The organism is Frondihabitans sucicola (genome assembly GCF_030296615.1).
Classification (GTDB): Bacteria; Actinomycetota; Actinomycetes; order Actinomycetales; family Microbacteriaceae; genus Frondihabitans; species Frondihabitans sucicola.
Window position 1 is genome coordinate 723192 of the sequence record NZ_AP027732.1, and the last position, 17014, is coordinate 740205.

A 17014-nucleotide genomic window follows, 5' to 3' on the forward strand; every position below is an offset into this window, starting at 1 on the left:
ACATCCGACGCCATAAGGCGAGGGGCAGGATCGCCGGGATCGTGGTCATCGTCATCGCGGCGATGGCCGCGTTCGGGCCCTTGCTCTGGACGCTGACGACCTCGCTCCGAACGCCCGCCGAGGCATTCACGAACCCGCCGCAGTGGCTCCCCCTCCACCCGGACTTCGGCAACTACGCGGCCGTGTTCTCGCAGATCCCGCTCGGCACGTTTTTCGTCAACAGCGTCGTGGTCACGGGGCTGATCGTGGTCGGGCAACTCGTCACGTGCACGCTCAGCGGATACGCCTTCGCGATGATCCGGTTCAAAGGGCGAGGCGTGATCTTCGCACTGTTCCTGGCGACCATGATGGTGCCGCTGCAGACGATCATCATTCCCGTCTTCGTCATCGTGAAGGTGCTCGGCATCACCGATTCGCCACTCTCGCTGGTGATCCCGGCGCTGGGCAGCGCGTTCGGCACGTTCCTGATGCGGCAGTACTTCTTGCAAATGCCCCGAGAGCTCGGCGAAGCGGGTCGGATCGACGGCGCCAGCCAGTGGCAGGTCTTCCGGCTCATCTACGCGCGCATGGCGACGCCGGCGATGGCGACACTGGCCATCCTGAACTTCTCGTCGTTCTGGTCGGAGTTCTATCGCCCGCTGATCTTCCTGCAGTCGCAGGGAAAATTCACTCTCCCGCTCGGTCTCGTCGGTCTGCAGGGCAACCTCGGAACCGGCAGCATCTCGGTCGTGCTTGCTGGCGTCATCCTCGCGCTCATCCCGAGCGTCGTGCTGTTCGTCGTCGCCCAGCGCTACTTCATCGAGGGCATCACCGCCGGCTCGTTCCGCTGAACCGACCCACTCAGGAGATCTCTGTGACGAATTCCCATCTCTATCCCACCTTCCACGTACGTCCGCCGCGAGGTTTCGTGAACGATCCGAACGGGCCTGTGGTGGTCGACGGGCACGTGCACCTCTACTACCAGTTCCGCCCCGCGACCTCACAGGAGACCGCGGTCTTCTGGGGTCACGCGTCGAGCCCGGATCTCGCCGCCTGGACGCACCATCGGGTCGCGATCTCGCCAGAACCGGGGGCTTTGATCGCGACGGCTGCTGGTCGGGCAATACCGTCGTCGACGATGACGGCGACGTGGTGGCGTTTTACTCCGCCTACGATGCCGGCTCGCCCTATCAGTCGGTCGTGCGAGCCCGGTCGCGCGACGGCGGCGACTCATTCGAGCCGGCCCGGGCCGCGTTCGCCGACCCGGCACCCGAAGAAAATGTGCGCACCTTCCGCGACCCGTTCGTCTGGCGCGACGACTCCGGCTGGCGGATGGTCGTCGGCACCGGCATGACGGGTGAGATCGCTGGGCTCCGGGCGTACTCGTCGCCCGACCTCGAGACCTGGACCTATGACGGGCTCCTGTTGCAGCTCGCCCGCACCCGGACACCGCACGACACGGGTGCGATGTGGGAATGCCCTCAGATCCTGACCCTCGACGGCACCGACATCGCGCTGGTATCCACATGGACCGAAGAAGACGGCATCATGCAGGTTCTGAGCACGACGCTGGACGGCGGGGCACCGCGGTTCGACCGGGTGGATCACGGCACGAACTTCTACGCCGCCAGCGTGCTTCGCGCCGGACCGTTCGGGCCCGTCGTCTGGGGATGGGCGACGGAGGGGCGTGACCGCTCCTGGTGTCTGGAGGACGACTGGTCGGGCATGCTCACGCTCCCCCGGCTGGCGAGCCTCCGTCCTGACGGCTCGGTCGGCTACAGACCCCCGCTGGGCTCGCGAACATCCGCGGCGCGGAGGCCCCCGCGACGGCGGGCGACGACACGGTCACCTGGCGACAGCTCGATCGGCACGCCTGGATCACCATCGACCTGGCCGCGCAACGAGATGGCGGCCCGAGTGCCGTGATCCTGCGCTTCTCCGAGCGGGAATGCCTTGAGATACTGATCGACTGGGACGGAGGCACGATCTCGATCGATCGCTCCCGGGCCAGCAGCGACCCGCGGGCGGACGGCCGTTCGGTCGGCTTCGCCGCCGCCGGTCTCACCGAGACCCGGCGCATCGGCCTCGACGTGTTCGTCGACGGGTCGATCGTCGAGCTCTTCACGTCTGCCGGCGACGTCGCAACGATGCGGGTGTACCCGGCCGAACCTGGAGCAATGGACGTCGAAGTGACGAACGTCGACACGGCGAGCACGGGCAGCGCGTGGCCGATGAGGGCCAGCGCGGACGGGCGCGCCGCCCCGATCGAAGCCGAGCGGGCAGAGGCCCGCGCAACGGCGCAGACGTCACGCTAGGCGCCTTGCCGAGGAGGGCTCGCGTCGCATCGATCAATTCGTCGGGGTGTTCGACGTGAACCGTCGTGATGGAGATGCCGGCCGGAAGCACATTCGACACGATGTCGCCCGTCGTGACGAGTGGCTCATCGTCTGCGTTCCGACGGGGAAGCCCCGCGCTAGTGCGGCGTTGGCAGCCTGAGGGCCGCGCTGAAGTTGGTGCCGTCGCGCTGATGCGTGGCAAAGAAGCGCAGTTGGTCGAGGTCGCCGCGGCAGATCTGGGCGGCGAACCGGTGCGCCGCGACGGCACTTCCGAGCGCACTTCGCGGATCCTCCCCGGGCCGGACGCTCTCCAGCTCGTCGGCGAGGTGGTCATGGTGCAGGGCTGCGGTTTCCAGGTCGCCGCCTGAGCACAGCGTCACGACAGCAGCCAGTTCGAGCTGGGTCGAAAGGGTTCGGACGCCGGCGTCGTCCCGGTCGCCAGTCACCATGTCCAGAACGAGCCTGCCGAGTGCGAGTGTCCGAGCCCACGCGAGGCCCGCCGAGGTGGCAGGGTCCTCGTCAGCGTGTTGATCGACCATGCGCGTGATGGCTGCGAGCTGCGGGTTGTTCATGGAGCCCTCCTGGTGGCGAGACTAGCGAACCAGCGATCCCCTTGATTCCTTCTTGTGATTCGCTGGACGAATCCTCGGAGTCGGGTGACTACGACCGCCGGCGGATTCGTGCGGGGATGACAGAGGAGGCGCGTTACCTGCGCCGACCGAAAAGACCCGGCAGGGAGCGCCGGCGCTCACGAACGCGTTCTCGGTGACCTTTGTGCGTGCGGCTTCGGCCTCATCCGCAAGGGACCACCTGTCCAAGGTGGACGCGCTACGGTCACGCGCAGTTGGCCTCGTTCGCGTACGCGAGAGGAATTCTCTTGCCGGGCGTCCCAGACTTGATCTGTCAGGCGCCTCGGCCAGGCGGGGGCTCCAGCAGAGCCCTTATCACATCGCTCAAGGGACCTTCGAGGTCGCCGGCCCCGGCAGACGTCAGCGGCTCGAGTCCAGTGGACGATGCCCGCAGCAGGGCGATCCCGAGCATCGTCGAGAGGGCGACCTGAGCCCGGAGCATGAGGTCGTCGCTTCGGGCACTCTCCGGCGCCCAGCCGGCCGCGACCGACATCTGCTCGGCGAACGATCGAAGCGTGTTCCGCCTAATCCGGTCCGCGCCCTCGTCGCCGGACGATCTCAGAAGCAGAAGCAGCATCAATGTTCGTTCGCCGTTCGGCGGCCCCGAGATCTGCCTCGTGGTCTTCTCGACCAGGTTGTCCAATGATGTCGTGGCGTCGTCAGTTCGACCCAGCTCGTCGCGGGCAGTAGCCAGACACGCTTCGAACAGCCCCTCCTTCGAACCGAAATACCGATTGATGAGTGCGACGTTGACACCAGCGTCCGAGGCGATGTCTCGAACCTTGGTCGAGGAGTAGCCGTCCTGAGCGAATCGACGACGGCCGGCGGTCAAGAGGAGCTGCCGGGTGGCCCCGGCATCTCGAGACCGGACCGTGGTCTCCAGGTCGTCGTCACCGACGACCAGGGAGGGCGAGTCGGGTGACATCGATTTCCTTTCGTTCTGCGTCACGCTACAGGCCCATTCTGGAAGAAGTAAACAGCAATTGACTTTCGGAGAGAACGGTCTAGAGTTTGTAAGTCAGCACTTGTTTACATCGACCGGAGACGACATATGTCGCACACCCTTCAGGAGCCCGCCACCGGCTCCGTTCCCGCCACAGACGGGCACAAGCCGAACACGACGCTCCTCGTCGTCTACCTCGCGCTCGGCGGTCTCGCCTATGCGGTCCTGCAGTCGCTCGTGGCCCCGGCCCTCTCGACCATCGGCAAAGATCTCGACGCAACCACGTCGAGCGTCAGCTGGCTGATCACCTCCTACCTGCTCTCGGCCTCCGTGCTGACGCCGATTTTCGGCAAGCTCGGCGACATGATGGGTAAGCGCAAGATCCTCATCGTGGTCATGTCCCTCCTCCTCGTGGGCACGGTCGTCGCCGGTCTCGCACCGAACCTCGGCGTGCTCATCGTCGCCCGCATCTTCCAGGGCGCTGCTGGGGCCGTCCTGCCGCTCTCCATCGGCATCGTCCGCGACGAGCTCCCCAAGGAGCGCGTCAGCGTCACCATCGGAATCCTCTCCGGAATCTTCGGAATCGGCGCCGGCGTCGGCATCGTCGCTGCTGGCCCCATCGTGCAACACCTCAACTACCACTGGCTCTTCTGGTTCCCCCTCGTACTCGTGGTCATCGCCCTCGCCGGCATCATCTTCGGTATGAAGGAGTCGCCGATCCGCACGCCGGGCAAGCTCGACCTCGTAGGCACCGGCATCCTGACCATCTCTCTCGTCTCGCTGCTACTCGCGATCAGCGAGGGCGAGACCTGGGGCTGGGGCGACTTCAAGACGATCGGCCTGCTCGCCCTTGGCGCCGTCGCCATGGTCGTGTTCGTCTTCGTCGAACTGCGAGTCAAGAGCCCGCTCATCGACGTCCGCCTGTTCAAGATCCGCGGCGTCTGGACGGCCCACGTCGTCGCCCTCGTCTTCGGTTTCGCCATGTACGGCACCTTCGTGCTCGTGCCGACCCTGCTCCAGCTACCGGCCTTCACCGGCTACGGCTTCGGCAAGACTGCCACCGTCTCGGGGCTGTTCCTGCTGCCGACCGTGCTGATGATGGTCGTCGTCTCCCCGGTCTCGGGAAGCATCGTCCGGAAGAACGGCCCGAAGCCCGCCCTGGTCATCGGCGCGATCCTCCTCACGGCTGCGTTCGTCCTGCCGGCGCTGTCTCACGCTCACACCTGGCAGATCCTGGTCTCGGGCATCCTGACCGGTGCCGGTATCGGCTTCGGTCTCGCCGCCGCGTCGAACGCCATCATCGAGAGTGTCCCGATGACGCAGACGGGTGAGGCGATCAGCGCGAACACGATCGCTCGGACCATCGGCTCGAGCGTCGGAACGGCTGTCATCGCCGCCCTGATCTCGTCGCACACGAAGCTCTTCACCCTGCCCACCGGGAAGACCGCGCTGCCTTCCGATGACACCTTCATGATCGGCTTCTGGGCCTGCGCCGGCGTCGCAGCCCTTGCGATCGTGATCGCCCTCGCCGCCCCGTCGCTCAAGAACCGCATGGCTGCCGCGAAGAAGCTCGGCGTCGAAGACACCGACTCCATCGTCGTCGTCAAGTAAGCAGGACCATTCGCACGAAGGTGCGATTTGCGCAAGACCTTCTCGACCGTGAGGATTTGACCCATGGCAGGAGACCGTCCGGGGCGAAAGCGGAGTGAGGTGTCTCGGGCGGCGATCCTCGAGGCCACCCGCGACGAGCTCACTGCTGAAGGGTACGACCGGCTCTCCATCGACCGGATTGCGACAGCAGCCGGCGTCGGCAAGCAGACGATCTACCGCTGGTATCCGTCGAAGAGCGAACTCGTGGCGGACTGCATCCTGGCCGGCTACATCGTGCGTCCCGTCATCATGACGCCCGATACCGGTGATGTTCGTCGCGACATCGCCACCTGGATCCGGTCGTTCGCGAAGGAGAGCAGGACGCCGTCGGCGGCATCGCTGACGCGGGCGATCACGGCCGCGGCCGCCGAGGACAACGCTGTTGCGGCGCATTATCAGGACCAGGTCACAATCACACAGGAGACCCTCGTCACGCGGCTCCGCGCAGGTGTCGATGCCGGCCAGCTCCAAAAGGACACCGGGGTGTCCACTGTTGCGGAGACGGTCGTCGGAGCTCTGCTCTACCGGATACTGACCCGGCAAGAACTCGACGATGTCTTCGTCGACGAGCTCGTGGAATTGATCTTCAGCGGGATCGTCAACCGCGAAGAGCGGTGAACTGACGGCTGTTTTCGAGACTATTTGTCTCGTTTTATGCCAGACTCGTTCTGTCGAACGGGATCGACGGTCGTCGATCTCCTGATCAAAGGACAGGTACATGACAAGTCGTCTCGCGGGTCGCACCGCACTCGTCACAGGCAGCGGAAACGGAATCGGCCGGGAGGTCGCCCTGCGGCTGGCGTCGGAAGGGGCGAAGGTCGTCGTCAACGACCTCGGCACCAGCGCATTCGGCGAAGGCGTGAGCTCGGAAGCGGCCGACACGACCGTGGCCGACATCATCGCGGCCGGTGGCACGGCCGTCGCCAACTACGACTCCGTCGCCGACGCCGCGGGTTGTGAGAAAGCGGTCGATACGGCCGTGCAGAACTTTGGAGCCTGCGACATCGTCGTCGCCAACGCGGGTGCGCTGGTCAAGGGCGCCCTGGCCGGCGTCCAGGCCGACGACGCCTCGTGGGAGCTGATGCTGAATCTGTACCTCGGCCAGAAGTTCTGGCTGAGCCGGGCTGCCCTTCCTGCCATGCTCGAGCGCGGCTGGGGTCGCATGCTGTTCGCCACCTCCGAGATCGCCCGCGGCACGCAGGCCAGCCCGCTCGGGGCCGTCGTCATGAACGGCAGCATCGGCCTCTCGCACGATCTGGCGAACACCCACCGCGGCTCGGGCGTCACGTTCAACTCGTACGCCCCCTCTGCCGGCACCCGCACCTTCGACCTCTACAAGGACGACATGGAGGAGGCCCTCCGCGCGCAGGGTGTTCCGGAAGACGAGATGGGCGGGTTCTACCTCCCGCCTGCCGAGCTGATTGCGCCCATGCTCGCCTGGCTCTGCTCCGACGCCGCCGCCGACGTCACGGGCGAGGTTTTCGGTGTCACCGGCTCGCAGGTGATCCGATGGAAGGAACCCGTCGATGGCGCGTCCATCACGAAGGACGACGACCTGCGTGCGCTCTGGACACTCGACGAGCTCGACACCGCCGTCCCGTCGGGCCTCTTCCAGTAGGGGAGAGGCGCGACAGAGAAGGAGGTCAGCGATCACGTCGCTGACCTCCTTCTCGTTGTCGACCGGCGCCTCAGCGACGGCTGTGCTGCTCCAGGAAGAGCTGCAGCTCCGCGTCGAGCTCCTGGTCCTCGGGGGCGCCCGCGAAGCCACCGTGCGGCATCGCCTCGCCGACATGCAGGACGGCTTCGACTCCTGCATTCCGGAGCTTCCGGTGCAGACGGACGGTGTTCGACAGGAAGAGGTCGCGTGTTCCCGTCTTGAGGAACGTGGGAGGGAAGGTGCTCACGTCGCCGAAGAGCGGCGACAGGTAGGGCTCGTCGAGTGCGTGTCCTGCCGCGTAGAGCACGTTGACCTCGCGGAGCGAACCGAGGATGTTGTCGAACTGGGCGTTGGTGTAGAACGAGTCTCCCGATTCCGTCAGGTCGATCTCCGGAGTGTTGAGCACGAGCGCTGCCGGCATGGGCAGCCCTTCGTCATGCGCGCGGAGCATGAGTGCTGCGGCAATGTTGCCGCCGGCAGACCCGCCACCGACGAAGACGTCGGCGGGATCGTGGTCTTCGAGGGCGTGGCGGTAGACCGTCATGGCGTCGTCGAGGCCGGCCGGGTAGGGGTTCAGCGGAGGCATTCGGTAGTCGACGCCCCAGGTGGTCAGGCCACCCGACAGGGCGGCCATGCCGGTCATGGTCCGGGCGACTTGGCCGCCGCCCGTGATCAGGCCACCGCCGTGGAAGTCGAGGTAGATCCGGCGATCGTTTTCGGCGACGGCCGGGCCGCGGACGACGAAGACGGGCACGCCGTCGACGGTGACGTCGTCGGTCGTCACGGGGAGTTCGACGCTCAGGAACTGCTGAACGACGGCTTTGTCGGTCTGCTCGATCATCGAGAGCCACGCGGCGGTGTCGTCGGTGGGCGGATACGTCGGCGTCTGCTTGGGGATCTGGAGCCACTGCTGCGCCTGGGCGCTGACGGATGTCGGAACGTAGCCGGCTGATTCGTCGGTCATCTTTTTCTCCTTGCTTTCTTTTGGATGTGGATCGGGCGGTGTTCAAGCGTTGAAGAGGTGGCCGGCGGAGGAGAGTAGCGCTCCGTAGCCGCCGTCGACGACGAGGTCTGCCCCGTTGATATAGGACGCCTCGGAACTGTTCAGGAACAGGAGGGGCGGGACCTGCTCCTCGGCCGTCGAAGCCCGACCGATCGGCTGCTCCGTCGCCGCCGACAGCTCCTTCGGGTAGGTCTTCTCGATGACGCCGAGCATCGGGGTGCGGACCGATCCTGGCGTCGTTGCGTTGATGCGGATACCGCGCTGGATCAGAACTGCGGACTGCTGCATCGTCCAGAGGTCGAGCGCCTCCTTACCGAAGGCGTAAGCGTGTCCGGCGACCTCCTCGTTCTGCTCGTACCAGGCGGCGCCGTCCTCGAACGACTCGACGTACAAGAACTCCGTGAGCAGGGGCACGCGCTTGCGCCATGCCGCACCGCCGTCCGACGAGGTGCTCACGACGGCGCCGCCCTCGGTCATGTTCGTCGCCACGAGCTCCGTGAGCAGTCGAGTGCCGAGGAAGTTGACTTTCAGCACGTCCATGGGCGGGAACATGGGTGCCAGGCCGGCGCAGTTGAAGAGCGCATCGATGTGCTCGTCCCGGTTTCCGTAGGCGGCGCGAATCGCCTCCGGATCACCCAGATCGACGGAGTCGAAGCCGGCGAGGGCGAGGCCCCCGGCTCGCGACGGCTCACGCCGTGGACCTCGGCCCCGAGGTCGATCAGGGCGCGAGCCGTCGCTTCGCCGATCCCCGAGGAGACACCCGTGACGACGACCCGCTTGCCCTTGTATTCCGTGAAGTTCATTTGCCATCCTCTTCGATCCCAAAAGACGAGACGGTTCGTCTCGTTTCATGACGTTACCCCTGGGCCTCGCGCAGGCACGGTCATTCCTCGATAATTCTCAGCGGCGCTCATCCGAATCATGCATGGACGGATGGTCGGCTCAGCGGACGACGTTCGGCGGTGGCACGATGGCGTCGTGTCCACCTCAGAGAACGCCCCAGTCGCCGTGATCGCCGCCCTCGGAAGCTCCTTCGCGGCAGGTCCGGGCATCGAGCCGGTCGCCGATGCCGCCGCCATGCGCTCCGCCAAGAACTACGCGCACCAGCTCGCCGATCGACTCTCGGCCGAGCTCGTCGACCTCACCGTCTCGGGCGCGACGACGGCGAACGTCATCGACACCCCGCAGCAGAGCCCGACCGGTTCCTCCTACCCGCCGCAGGTCGACGGACTTCCGGCGAACGCCGACGCGATCACCGTGACGGCCGGCGGCAACGATCTCCAGTTCGCCGGTGCGATGCTCTACGTCGCGTGGCGTCGACTCGACCCGGACTCCCCCATGGTCCCGATGCTCGGCGCGATGTTCGAAGGCGGCATCCCGGCGCCTACCGACGAGGCCGTCGAAGCGGCGACCGCCGGACTCGTCCGGGTCGTCGAGAAGGCCCGCGAGAAGGCGCCGGACGCCCGGATCCTGCTCGTCGACTACCTGACCGTCCTCGATGCGGACTCGCTCGACCACACGCCGTTCGACCAGGACGAGCTCGAGCAGTTCCTGGTCATCCAGACGGCGATCGGCACGGTCTTCCGCGATGCTGCGGCGCGGACCGGTGCCCATCTCATCCTCGCCTCGGCTCTCAGCGAGGGTCACGCGCTCGGATCGGCCGAACCCTGGGTCCAGTCGTTCCACCAGAACATGGCGGCGACGGCAGGGTCGTTCCACCCCAACGAGGCGGGCATGACGGCCATCGCGGCCGAACTGGAGCGCACGCTCACCGCCTGATCGATCAGCCGGTCACGTCCGCCCAGCCCGGATACCTCTTGGTCAGGTCTCGCGTGAAGTCGATGAGCGTCCGAGCTGCCGACGACGCGTGTTCACCGTCCCAGGTCAGCCCGAAACTCCGGTGCGCGTCTGGATCGGTCAGCGGCACGCTGACCGTCCGCGGGCTCAGGGCACCGTCGGCGGGCAGAATCGCGACTCCTAGCCCGGCGGCGACATAGCCGCGGACCGTGGTCAGATCGTCGGCTTCCAGAACGACCCGGGGTGAGAAGCCCGCCGCGGCGCAGAGGGCATCGGCGCGCTGACGAGCGTCGAAGCGTCGATCGAGCACGAGAAACGGCTCGCTGCGGGTGTCGGAGACGTCGGCGGCGCCCGCCTCGGCCAGGGCGTGCCCCCGAGGCACCACCAGGACGAACGCTTGCCGCCCGACCGGCAGCCACCCGAAGCGCTCGGGGGCTTCGGCGCCGTGATCGCGACGTCGACGCGGCCCTCGTCCAGGGCGTCGAGAAGCTCGACGCCCGATCCTTCTCGATGCGTGATCAGCACGCCCGGGCTCTTGTCGAGGAACGAGGCGATCAACTCGCCGGCCACGGTCGGGCCGAGCGAACGCAGGAACCCGACGGCGAGGAATTCGCCGTCCGGGTGCCGCGAATGCGTTGGAGAGCCCGGTCCATGCGCTCGACGGACTCCGCAGCGGCAGCCGCCAGGATCCGGCCCTCCTCCGTCAGCTCGATGCTCCGGCCGCGTCGAGCGACGATCGCGAACCCGAGGTCGTCCTCCCACGCACGCAGGGCCCGGCTCAGGGTCGGCTGACTGGTGCCGGTTCGTTCGGCAGCGCGGGTGATGTTCGGATCGAGAGCGAGCGCCGCCAACTGCGCCAGCGTCGGTGCGAGCGAGGCCGCCGAAGATTCATGCATCTATGAATGAAACACGCGTCGCTCGCTGGACGCAAGACGGGCCGAGGCGGAGAGTGGGTGTCATGGCAGACGCCGAGACTCGCTGGACCACCCACCGTCACGAGAAGAAGCGACGCCTCGACGCACTCGGCCTGTCGGAAGCCACCAAGATCGTCGATGCCGACCGCATCGACACCGTCCTCTCCACGCTGATCCAGCCCCGCGACCGCGTCTCCCTGGAGGGCGACAACCAGAAGCAGGCCGACTTCCTGGCGCAGTCCCTGGCCGAGGCCGACCCGGCGCTGCTCCACGACCTGCACCTGCTCATCTCGTCCGTGAGCCTGCCCGCGCACCTCGACGTCTTCGAGCGCGGTATCGCCTCTCGCCTCGACCTCGCCTTCGCCGGCCCCCAGAGCCTCCGCCTCGCGCAGCTCGTCGAAGATCGGGTCGTCACGATCGGCGCCATCCACACCTACGTCGAGCTGTACGCGCGGATGTTCGTCGACCTGCCGCCGAACGTCGCACTCCTCTGCGCCGAGGCAGCGGACGAGCACGGCAATCTCTACACCGGTCCGAACACGGAGGACACGCCGACCATCGCCGAGGCGACGGCGTTCCACGACGGCATCGTCATCGTTCAGGTCAACCGGATCGTCGACACCCTGCCGCGCGTCGACATCCCCGGCGACTGGGTCGACGCCGTCGTCGTCAGCCCGCGACCGTACAAGCTCGAGCCCCTGTTCACGCGCGACCCTGCGAAGATCGGCCGCGTCGAGATCCTGAAGGCCATGCTCGCGATCCGGGGCGTCTACGAGCGCCACGAGGTCGTGTCGCTCAACCACGGCATCGGCTTCGACACCGCGGCCATCGAGCTGATCCTGCCCACCTACGGCGAGGAGCTCGGGTTGCGAGGGCGGATCGCGAAGCACTGGGTGCTGAACCCGCACCCGACCCTGATCCCGGCGATCGAGAGCGGCTGGGTCGAGTCGGTGCACTGCTTCGGCGGCGAGCCGGGCATGGAGCGCTACGTCGCGGCGAGACCCGACGTTTTCTTCACCGGCCGCGACGGCAGTCTCCGGTCGAACCGCGTCCTCGCCCAGCTCGCCGGGCAGTACGCCATCGACATGTTCATCGGCTCCTCGCTCCAGATCGACGGCGAGGAAACTCCTCCACCGTCACGGCCGGACGCCTGGCCGGATTCGGTGGAGCGCCCAACATGGGCCACGACCCGCACGGCCGCCGGCACGGCAGCGCCGCGTGGCTCGACCTCGCCTCGGGCGAAGGAGCGAGCCGCCGCGGCAAGAAGCTCGTCGTCCAACTCGTCGAGACGTTCAAGGCCGGAGGCACGCCCACCTTCGTCGATCGACTCGACGCCATCGACGTCGGTGCCCAGGCCGGCATGGCTCTGCCGCCGGTCATGATCTACGGCGACGACGTCAGCCACATCGTCACCGAGGAGGGTGTCGCCTACCTCTACAAGGCGAACAGCCTCGACGAGCGCCGAGCGGCAATTGCGGCGGTGGCGGGCGCGACACCGACCGGGCTCCGGCACGACCCCGAGGTGACAGAGCGGCTGCGCCGCGACGGTGTGGTCGCGTTCCCGGAAGACCTCGGCGTCGACGTGCGCCGCGCCGACCGCACGCTGCTGGCCGCCAAGAGCATCGGCGATCTCGAGGCCTGGTCGGGCGGCCTTTACGACTCGCCAGCGCGCTTCCGGAACTTCTGACGCCATGACATCGACTCCGGACACCATCGCCGCGTTAGCCGTCACTGCGCTTCGCGAGGAGGCGCTGCTCACCCCCAAGCCAGGCCTCGTCGACCGCAACGGGCAGGGCAGCCACCGTGACATGACCCTGGCCATGCTCCTTGCCTCGGCCGACTCCCTTTTCGACACCTTCGCCGACCTTGCGCGGGCGGGCGGGGAAGAGCCGATGGGCCAGAGTCTCCGTGACCGGGTGGGTCGCCTCGGGCGCGCTGGCGAGGCTCTGATGCTGCGAGCCACCGGCGGAGTCAACACCCATCGCGGGGCACTCTTCACCGTGGGGCTGCTGGCGACCGCCGCCGGCGCAGCACACACGGAAGCCGACATCTTCAGGATCGCGGGGGCCCTCGCGGCCATCCCCGACTCCGCCGCGACACCGTCGTCGTCCTCCCACGGGCAGGCCGCCGTCCGGACCTACGGCGTCTCCGGAGCCGTCGGCGAGGCGGCCACCGGATTCCCCCATATCCGTCTGAACGCCCTCCCCGCGCTCCGATCGAGCCTGGCCTGGGGCGAGACCGTGGAACGCGCGCAACTCCGAGCGCTCTTGGCACTCGTGGCGACCCTCGACGACACCTGCGTCCTTCACCGCGGCGGCGCGGCTGGTCTCCGCTGGATGCAGGCGTCAGCCCACAGCGTCCAGCGGGCCGGACGCTTCGACACCGCGCTCAGCCGATTGGTCGCCCGCGCGCAGCGTCGACGTCTTTCCCCGGCGGAAGCGCCGATCTGCTGTCGGGCGCGATCTTCGTTGAAGGCCTCTCCTCCCCACGACCGTCCCTTCCGAGGAGCACGCCCATGCAGACGTTTGAATTCGATTTCCCGGGCGACCGGCCTGCGACCCAGCGCGCCCACGTCGGCGTCGTCGCCTCGGCCGACCTCGAAGTCCTGGTCGAGCCATCCGACGGCGACTCGGCCTCGGTCCGGATCCGCACCAGCGTCGACGGATTCGACGACGTCTGGCGCAACGTCCTGGAGCGCTTCTTCACGAGGTACGGCCTCACCGGCTCCATCGAGATCAACGACTTCGGGGCCACACCGGGCGTGGTCTCCATCCGCCTCCTGCAGGCGCTCGACCAGTCCACCCACGACCAGACGCCGGAGAGCCGAGCATGACAACGGAAACCGACGTCGAACCCCTTGTGCCCGAGAGCGCCTACGTCCGTCGAGACAGCTTCATCGAGCGCGACGCCCGGTCGCGGGCGTTCGCGCTGGTCGACGAGGGATCGGGCCGTGAGCTCGTGGATCCGTTCGACCGCCTCGAGTCACCCTGGCTCCAGCAGCAGGGCGTCGTCCCCGAAGCGGACGACGGCGTCGTCATCGTCAAGGGCACCGTGGCAGGCAAAGCCACCGTCGTCATCGGCATCGAGCAGGGCTTCCAGGGCGGTGGCATCGGAGAGGTGTCGGGAGCGAAGATCGCCGCCGCACTCGGGCTCGCCACGCGCGACAGCCGGGCAGGCACCCCCACGTCGGCCGTTCTCCTCCTGGAAACGGGAGGCGTCCGCCTCCAGGAGGCCAATCTCGGGCTGGCTGCGGTTGCCGAAGCCTGCTCCGGTGTGCTCGAACTCCGCGCCCTTCAACCCGTCGTCGCCGTCATCGCCGGCGGTCTCGGCAGCTTCGGCGGGATGAGCATCGTCGCCGGCCTCTGCTCGACCGTCGTCATGACCCGCGAAGCGCGGTTGGGTCTGAACGGCCCCGAGGTCATCGAGTCCGAAGGTGGGATCGCCGAGTTCGACTCCGGCGACCACGCCCTCGTCTGGTCGATCGACGGCGGTGTCCAGCGCCACGCGCTCGGCCAGGCCGACGTGCTCGTCACGGACGACACCGCGGAGATCCTCGACGCGGTTCGCCAGGCGGTATCGGGCAAAGCCGCGTCAGTGCTCGCCTCGCGCGACCTCGCACGTCTACGGGCTCACTTGGCGGTCATCGATCCCGGGTCCCCGCCCTCGCCAGCGAACCTTCCTGATCTGTTTGCGACGGCCACGGGACCGCGAGGGTCCAATCGGCCGCAAGCTGTCGCCGAGTCGAGTGGACGCGGCTCCGCCTGGATGACGTCGCTTGCCGACACCGTACCGACGGCGGTCGAGTCGACCGTCATCGAGGCGACGATCGGGATCGACGGTGTCTCGGCGATCCTGCTGGCCGTTGTCCCTGACGCTGGCAGCCCCTATCGCCGCGCACGGCACGGGGAGGTCGGACTGCTCGAGGGCCTCGTTCTCGCCGAACGCGTCGCAGCCGTCGTGGCCGAGGATGCCGACCTCGAGGTCAACCGAAAACGCCCCATCGTCGCCGTCGTCGACTTCCCCAGTCAGGCATACGGCCGTCTCGAGGAGATGGTCGGAATCCACCTGCACCTCGCGGCGGCTGCCGACGCGTACGCGACGGCTCGCACCCAGGGGCACCCGGTCGTTGCGCTCGTGGTCGGCACCGCCCTCTCAGGCGGATTCCTCGCCCACGGCCTCCAGGCAAATCAGATCCTGGCGCTCGACGATCCCGCCGTCGAAATCCACGCCATGCACAAGCCCGCCGCCGCCCGCATCACGCGTCGAACGGTCGCCGAACTGGACGAACTGGCCACCAGGATCCCGCCCCTGTCCTACGACGTCCGTGACTGGGCGACCCTCGGGCTCTGCAACGGGTTGCTGCCGGTCGTCGACGCCGACCACCCGACTGGCGACGAGGTGGCCCTCGTCAATAAGCAGATCGGAGCCGCCGTGCGACGGGCGCGCGCGGGCGACCGCGGTCTCAGCGGACGCTGGTCCGTCGAAACCTCGGGCAGGAACCGAGCCGCGACCAGACAGGTCTGGGAGGCGATGACTCAGCAGTGGCGGTGATCACGCGGAACGGCGCTCGGGTCCACGATCTGGTGCGCTTCTCAGTCCCTGCGGCCGACGATCGACTGCCGCCGTGGGTCCTGCGCGACCGGGAGAGCGCATGGGGCGTCGTCCGTAGGCAGAGCGCCCGCGCCGATGGCGGGGCGGCTCTTGGTCTTCGCGGCCGAGAACGCTCGGAACGCGTAGCGGTCGAGGTGACGACCAGCGACATCCTCGAGGTCGTCGCCCCCGAGGAACTCATTACTCGACCTCTCAGCGGCACCGTGAACCCAGGGCTCGCGAGGGCCCTGTCCGTGCTGTCGTCCGTCGACCCGCAGAAGCTCGGCGGGCTGGTTTGGGGGCCGACCGGCTCTGCCGGGTTCGAACTGGCTACAGGCATCCCTGCCGTGCGCGAGACCAGCGATCTGGACATGATCCTGCGCGCCGACCGGCCCGTCACACGGGAGGTCGCGGGCCGGATCCTGCACTTTCTTCTGACGTTGCCCTGCCGAGTCGACTGTCTGCTCGAAATCGGCCGTGGGGCGGTCGCTCTCGCCGAGTGGGCCGCAGGCGACGGGGGCGTGCTGCTGCGCACGCCGAGCGGCCCGGTCCTGACGAAGAACCCGTGGCAGGATTGCGCTTCGTGATCGCGTTCCTTTATCCGGGCCAGGGGTCGCAGCGCGCAGGCATGATCGCCGCCCTCCCTCGGGTCCCGGTCGTGACTGACACCCTCGACGAGGTGGCGCTCGTCCTGGGCCATGATGTCCGCGAGTTCGACACGGCCGAGGCCCTGACCGACACCGTCGCCGCGCAACTGGCCCTCTTCACTGTCGGGGTGGCATCCACGCGCCTCCTGGCCGACAACGGTGTTCGGCCCGACGCGGTCGTTGGCCATTCCATCGGCGCCTTTCCTGCCGCCGTCGCGGCGGGCGTCCTCAGCCTCGAGGCCGGAGTCGCTGCCGTCCGTGTCCGCGCCGAGGCCATGCGCGACCTCTATCCCGCAGGATTCGGCCTCCTCGCCGTGATCGGCGCTCGGCTGCCCGACGTCCGCCGCCTCGTCACCGCCGCCGAACGACGAGCGGACCTGTTCGTGGCGATGGAGAACTCGGAAGACCAGATCGTCCTCGCGGGAAGCGATGCCGCTTTCGAGCGTGTCGCCGCACTCGCGGCAGGCTTCGGCGTCCGCGAAGTCCGACGGTTGGATGTCGCGGTGCCCTCGCACTGCCGTCTCATGAGTCCGGTTGCCGATGCGGTGCGCAAGCAGCTTGGCTCCAGGCCAGCCCGGCGCCCCGCGATCCGGTACGTGTCTGCGCTCTCGGCACGGTCAGCGGCTACGACCGACGCCGTCGTCGACGATCTTGCCCAGGGTGTTGCGCAGATGGTCCGCTGGCGCGACGCGACCGACCTCCTGGCGGAACTCGGCACCACCGCGGTCGTCCAAGTGTCTCCGGGGCGCGCGACGGCCGCTCTTTTCGCCGCGGATCACCCCGAGATCCCTGTTCTGGCGATGGATGACGCCCCGTGGGCCGACTCGATCGTTCGCGCGTCGGCTGTCGCCTCTCGAGCCTAGGAGACT

General features: G+C 67.7%; 17 protein-coding genes and 4 pseudogenes. 14 read left to right on the plus strand and 7 right to left on the minus strand.

The annotated features are described in order from the left end of the window. Positions 1 to 41 precede the first annotated feature (41 nt). From QUE79_RS03810 to QUE79_RS03820, 4 genes and pseudogenes are all read left to right on the plus strand, one after another. Positions 42 to 830, plus strand: a complete 789-nt coding sequence (locus QUE79_RS03810; protein WP_286345507.1) for a carbohydrate ABC transporter permease — start codon at positions 42 to 44, stop codon at positions 828 to 830. 23 nt (positions 831 to 853) lie between these two features. Beyond that, positions 854 to 1042, plus strand: a pseudogene (locus tag QUE79_RS25185) (glycoside hydrolase family 32 protein); the annotation flags it as partial. After that, positions 1033 to 1905 carry a glycoside hydrolase family 32 protein gene (locus tag QUE79_RS03815; protein WP_350271739.1) on the plus strand — a complete coding sequence of 291 codons (873 nt, stop codon included), beginning with the start codon at positions 1033 to 1035 and terminating at the stop codon, positions 1903 to 1905. The pseudogene QUE79_RS25185 and the gene QUE79_RS03815, both read left to right, overlap by 10 nt. Continuing rightward, entirely contained in the window at positions 1902 to 2294 is a 393-nt protein-coding gene (locus QUE79_RS03820) for a GH32 C-terminal domain-containing protein (RefSeq protein ID WP_286345509.1), read from the plus strand. Before QUE79_RS03815 ends, QUE79_RS03820 begins: the two co-directional genes overlap by 4 nt. 158 nt (positions 2295 to 2452) lie before the next feature. Here QUE79_RS03820 and QUE79_RS03825 read toward each other — a convergent pair whose 3' ends face one another. Then, the gene (locus QUE79_RS03825; RefSeq protein ID WP_286345510.1) at positions 2453 to 2887 is read right to left on the minus strand and encodes a hypothetical protein; all 435 of its coding nucleotides are present in this window, start codon (positions 2885 to 2887) and stop codon (positions 2453 to 2455) included. Positions 2888 to 3218: 331 nt separating this feature from the next. Then, positions 3219 to 3869 carry a TetR/AcrR family transcriptional regulator gene (locus QUE79_RS03830; protein ID WP_286345511.1) on the minus strand — a complete coding sequence of 217 codons (651 nt, stop codon included), beginning with the start codon at positions 3867 to 3869 and terminating at the stop codon, positions 3219 to 3221. Between the two features lie 126 nt (positions 3870 to 3995). Between QUE79_RS03830 and QUE79_RS03835 the strand changes: the two genes are divergently transcribed. From QUE79_RS03835 to QUE79_RS03845, 3 genes are all read left to right on the plus strand, one after another. Continuing rightward, complete coding sequence (locus QUE79_RS03835) at positions 3996 to 5498, plus strand: MFS transporter (RefSeq protein WP_286345512.1); 1503 nt, start codon at positions 3996 to 3998, stop codon at positions 5496 to 5498. Between the two features lie 63 nt (positions 5499 to 5561). Continuing rightward, positions 5562 to 6155, plus strand: a complete 594-nt coding sequence (locus QUE79_RS03840; RefSeq protein WP_286345513.1) for a TetR/AcrR family transcriptional regulator — start codon at positions 5562 to 5564, stop codon at positions 6153 to 6155. Positions 6156 to 6255: 100 nt separating this feature from the next. Continuing rightward, complete coding sequence (locus tag QUE79_RS03845) at positions 6256 to 7155, plus strand: SDR family NAD(P)-dependent oxidoreductase (RefSeq protein ID WP_286345514.1); 900 nt, start codon at positions 6256 to 6258, stop codon at positions 7153 to 7155. A 70-nt stretch (positions 7156 to 7225) separates the two neighbouring features. Here QUE79_RS03845 and QUE79_RS03850 read toward each other — a convergent pair whose 3' ends face one another. From QUE79_RS03850 to QUE79_RS03860, 3 genes are read right to left on the minus strand one after another with little or no spacing between them, the layout of a single operon-like run. Then, a complete protein-coding gene (locus QUE79_RS03850) occupies positions 7226 to 8158 on the minus strand; it encodes an alpha/beta hydrolase (protein ID WP_286345515.1) in 933 nt (310 codons plus the stop codon). 42 nt (positions 8159 to 8200) lie between these two features. Further along, positions 8201 to 8737, minus strand: coding sequence for an SDR family oxidoreductase (locus QUE79_RS03855; RefSeq protein ID WP_286345516.1), 537 nt, complete (start codon positions 8735 to 8737; stop codon positions 8201 to 8203). Beyond that, positions 8725 to 9000, minus strand: a complete 276-nt coding sequence (locus QUE79_RS03860; protein ID WP_286345517.1) for an SDR family NAD(P)-dependent oxidoreductase — start codon at positions 8998 to 9000, stop codon at positions 8725 to 8727. The genes QUE79_RS03855 and QUE79_RS03860 overlap by 13 nt, the downstream gene beginning before the upstream one ends. A 175-nt stretch (positions 9001 to 9175) precedes the next feature. On the opposite strand from QUE79_RS03860, the gene QUE79_RS03865 reads away from it, so the two are divergent. Then, the gene (locus QUE79_RS03865) at positions 9176 to 9976 is read left to right on the plus strand and encodes an SGNH/GDSL hydrolase family protein (RefSeq protein WP_286345518.1); all 801 of its coding nucleotides are present in this window, start codon (positions 9176 to 9178) and stop codon (positions 9974 to 9976) included. Positions 9977 to 9980: 4 nt separating this feature from the next. On the opposite strand, the pseudogene QUE79_RS03870 reads toward QUE79_RS03865, so the two are convergent. Continuing rightward, a pseudogene (locus QUE79_RS03870) lies at positions 9981 to 10564 on the minus strand (LysR substrate-binding domain-containing protein). Beyond that, positions 10549 to 10890, minus strand: a complete 342-nt coding sequence (locus tag QUE79_RS03875; protein ID WP_286345519.1) for a LysR family transcriptional regulator — start codon at positions 10888 to 10890, stop codon at positions 10549 to 10551. Before QUE79_RS03875 ends, QUE79_RS03870 begins: the two are co-directional and overlap by 16 nt. Before the next feature lie 62 nt (positions 10891 to 10952). Between QUE79_RS03875 and mdcA the strand changes: the two are divergent. The 6 genes and pseudogenes from mdcA to QUE79_RS03905 all read left to right on the plus strand — a co-directional run bounded on the left by mdcA (position 10953) and on the right by QUE79_RS03905 (position 17008). Continuing rightward, a pseudogene (mdcA, locus tag QUE79_RS03880) lies at positions 10953 to 12595 on the plus strand (malonate decarboxylase subunit alpha). Positions 12596 to 12599: 4 nt separating this feature from the next. Next, a pseudogene (locus tag QUE79_RS25190) lies at positions 12600 to 13280 on the plus strand (triphosphoribosyl-dephospho-CoA synthase); the annotation flags it as partial. Positions 13281 to 13423: 143 nt separating this feature from the next. Further along, entirely contained in the window at positions 13424 to 13741 is a 318-nt protein-coding gene (locus tag QUE79_RS03890) for a malonate decarboxylase subunit delta (RefSeq protein WP_286345521.1), read from the plus strand. Then, the gene (locus tag QUE79_RS03895; RefSeq protein ID WP_286345522.1) at positions 13738 to 15459 is read left to right on the plus strand and encodes a biotin-independent malonate decarboxylase subunit beta; all 1722 of its coding nucleotides are present in this window, start codon (positions 13738 to 13740) and stop codon (positions 15457 to 15459) included. Before QUE79_RS03890 ends, QUE79_RS03895 begins: the two co-directional genes overlap by 4 nt. Then, positions 15456 to 16085 carry a malonate decarboxylase holo-ACP synthase gene (locus QUE79_RS03900; RefSeq protein WP_286346831.1) on the plus strand — a complete coding sequence of 210 codons (630 nt, stop codon included), beginning with the start codon at positions 15456 to 15458 and terminating at the stop codon, positions 16083 to 16085. The genes QUE79_RS03895 and QUE79_RS03900 overlap by 4 nt, the downstream gene beginning before the upstream one ends. Next, positions 16082 to 17008: an ACP S-malonyltransferase gene (locus QUE79_RS03905; RefSeq protein ID WP_286345523.1), complete on the plus strand. Its 927-nt coding sequence runs from the start codon at positions 16082 to 16084 to the stop codon at positions 17006 to 17008. Before QUE79_RS03900 ends, QUE79_RS03905 begins: the two co-directional genes overlap by 4 nt. Positions 17009 to 17014 lie beyond the last annotated feature (6 nt).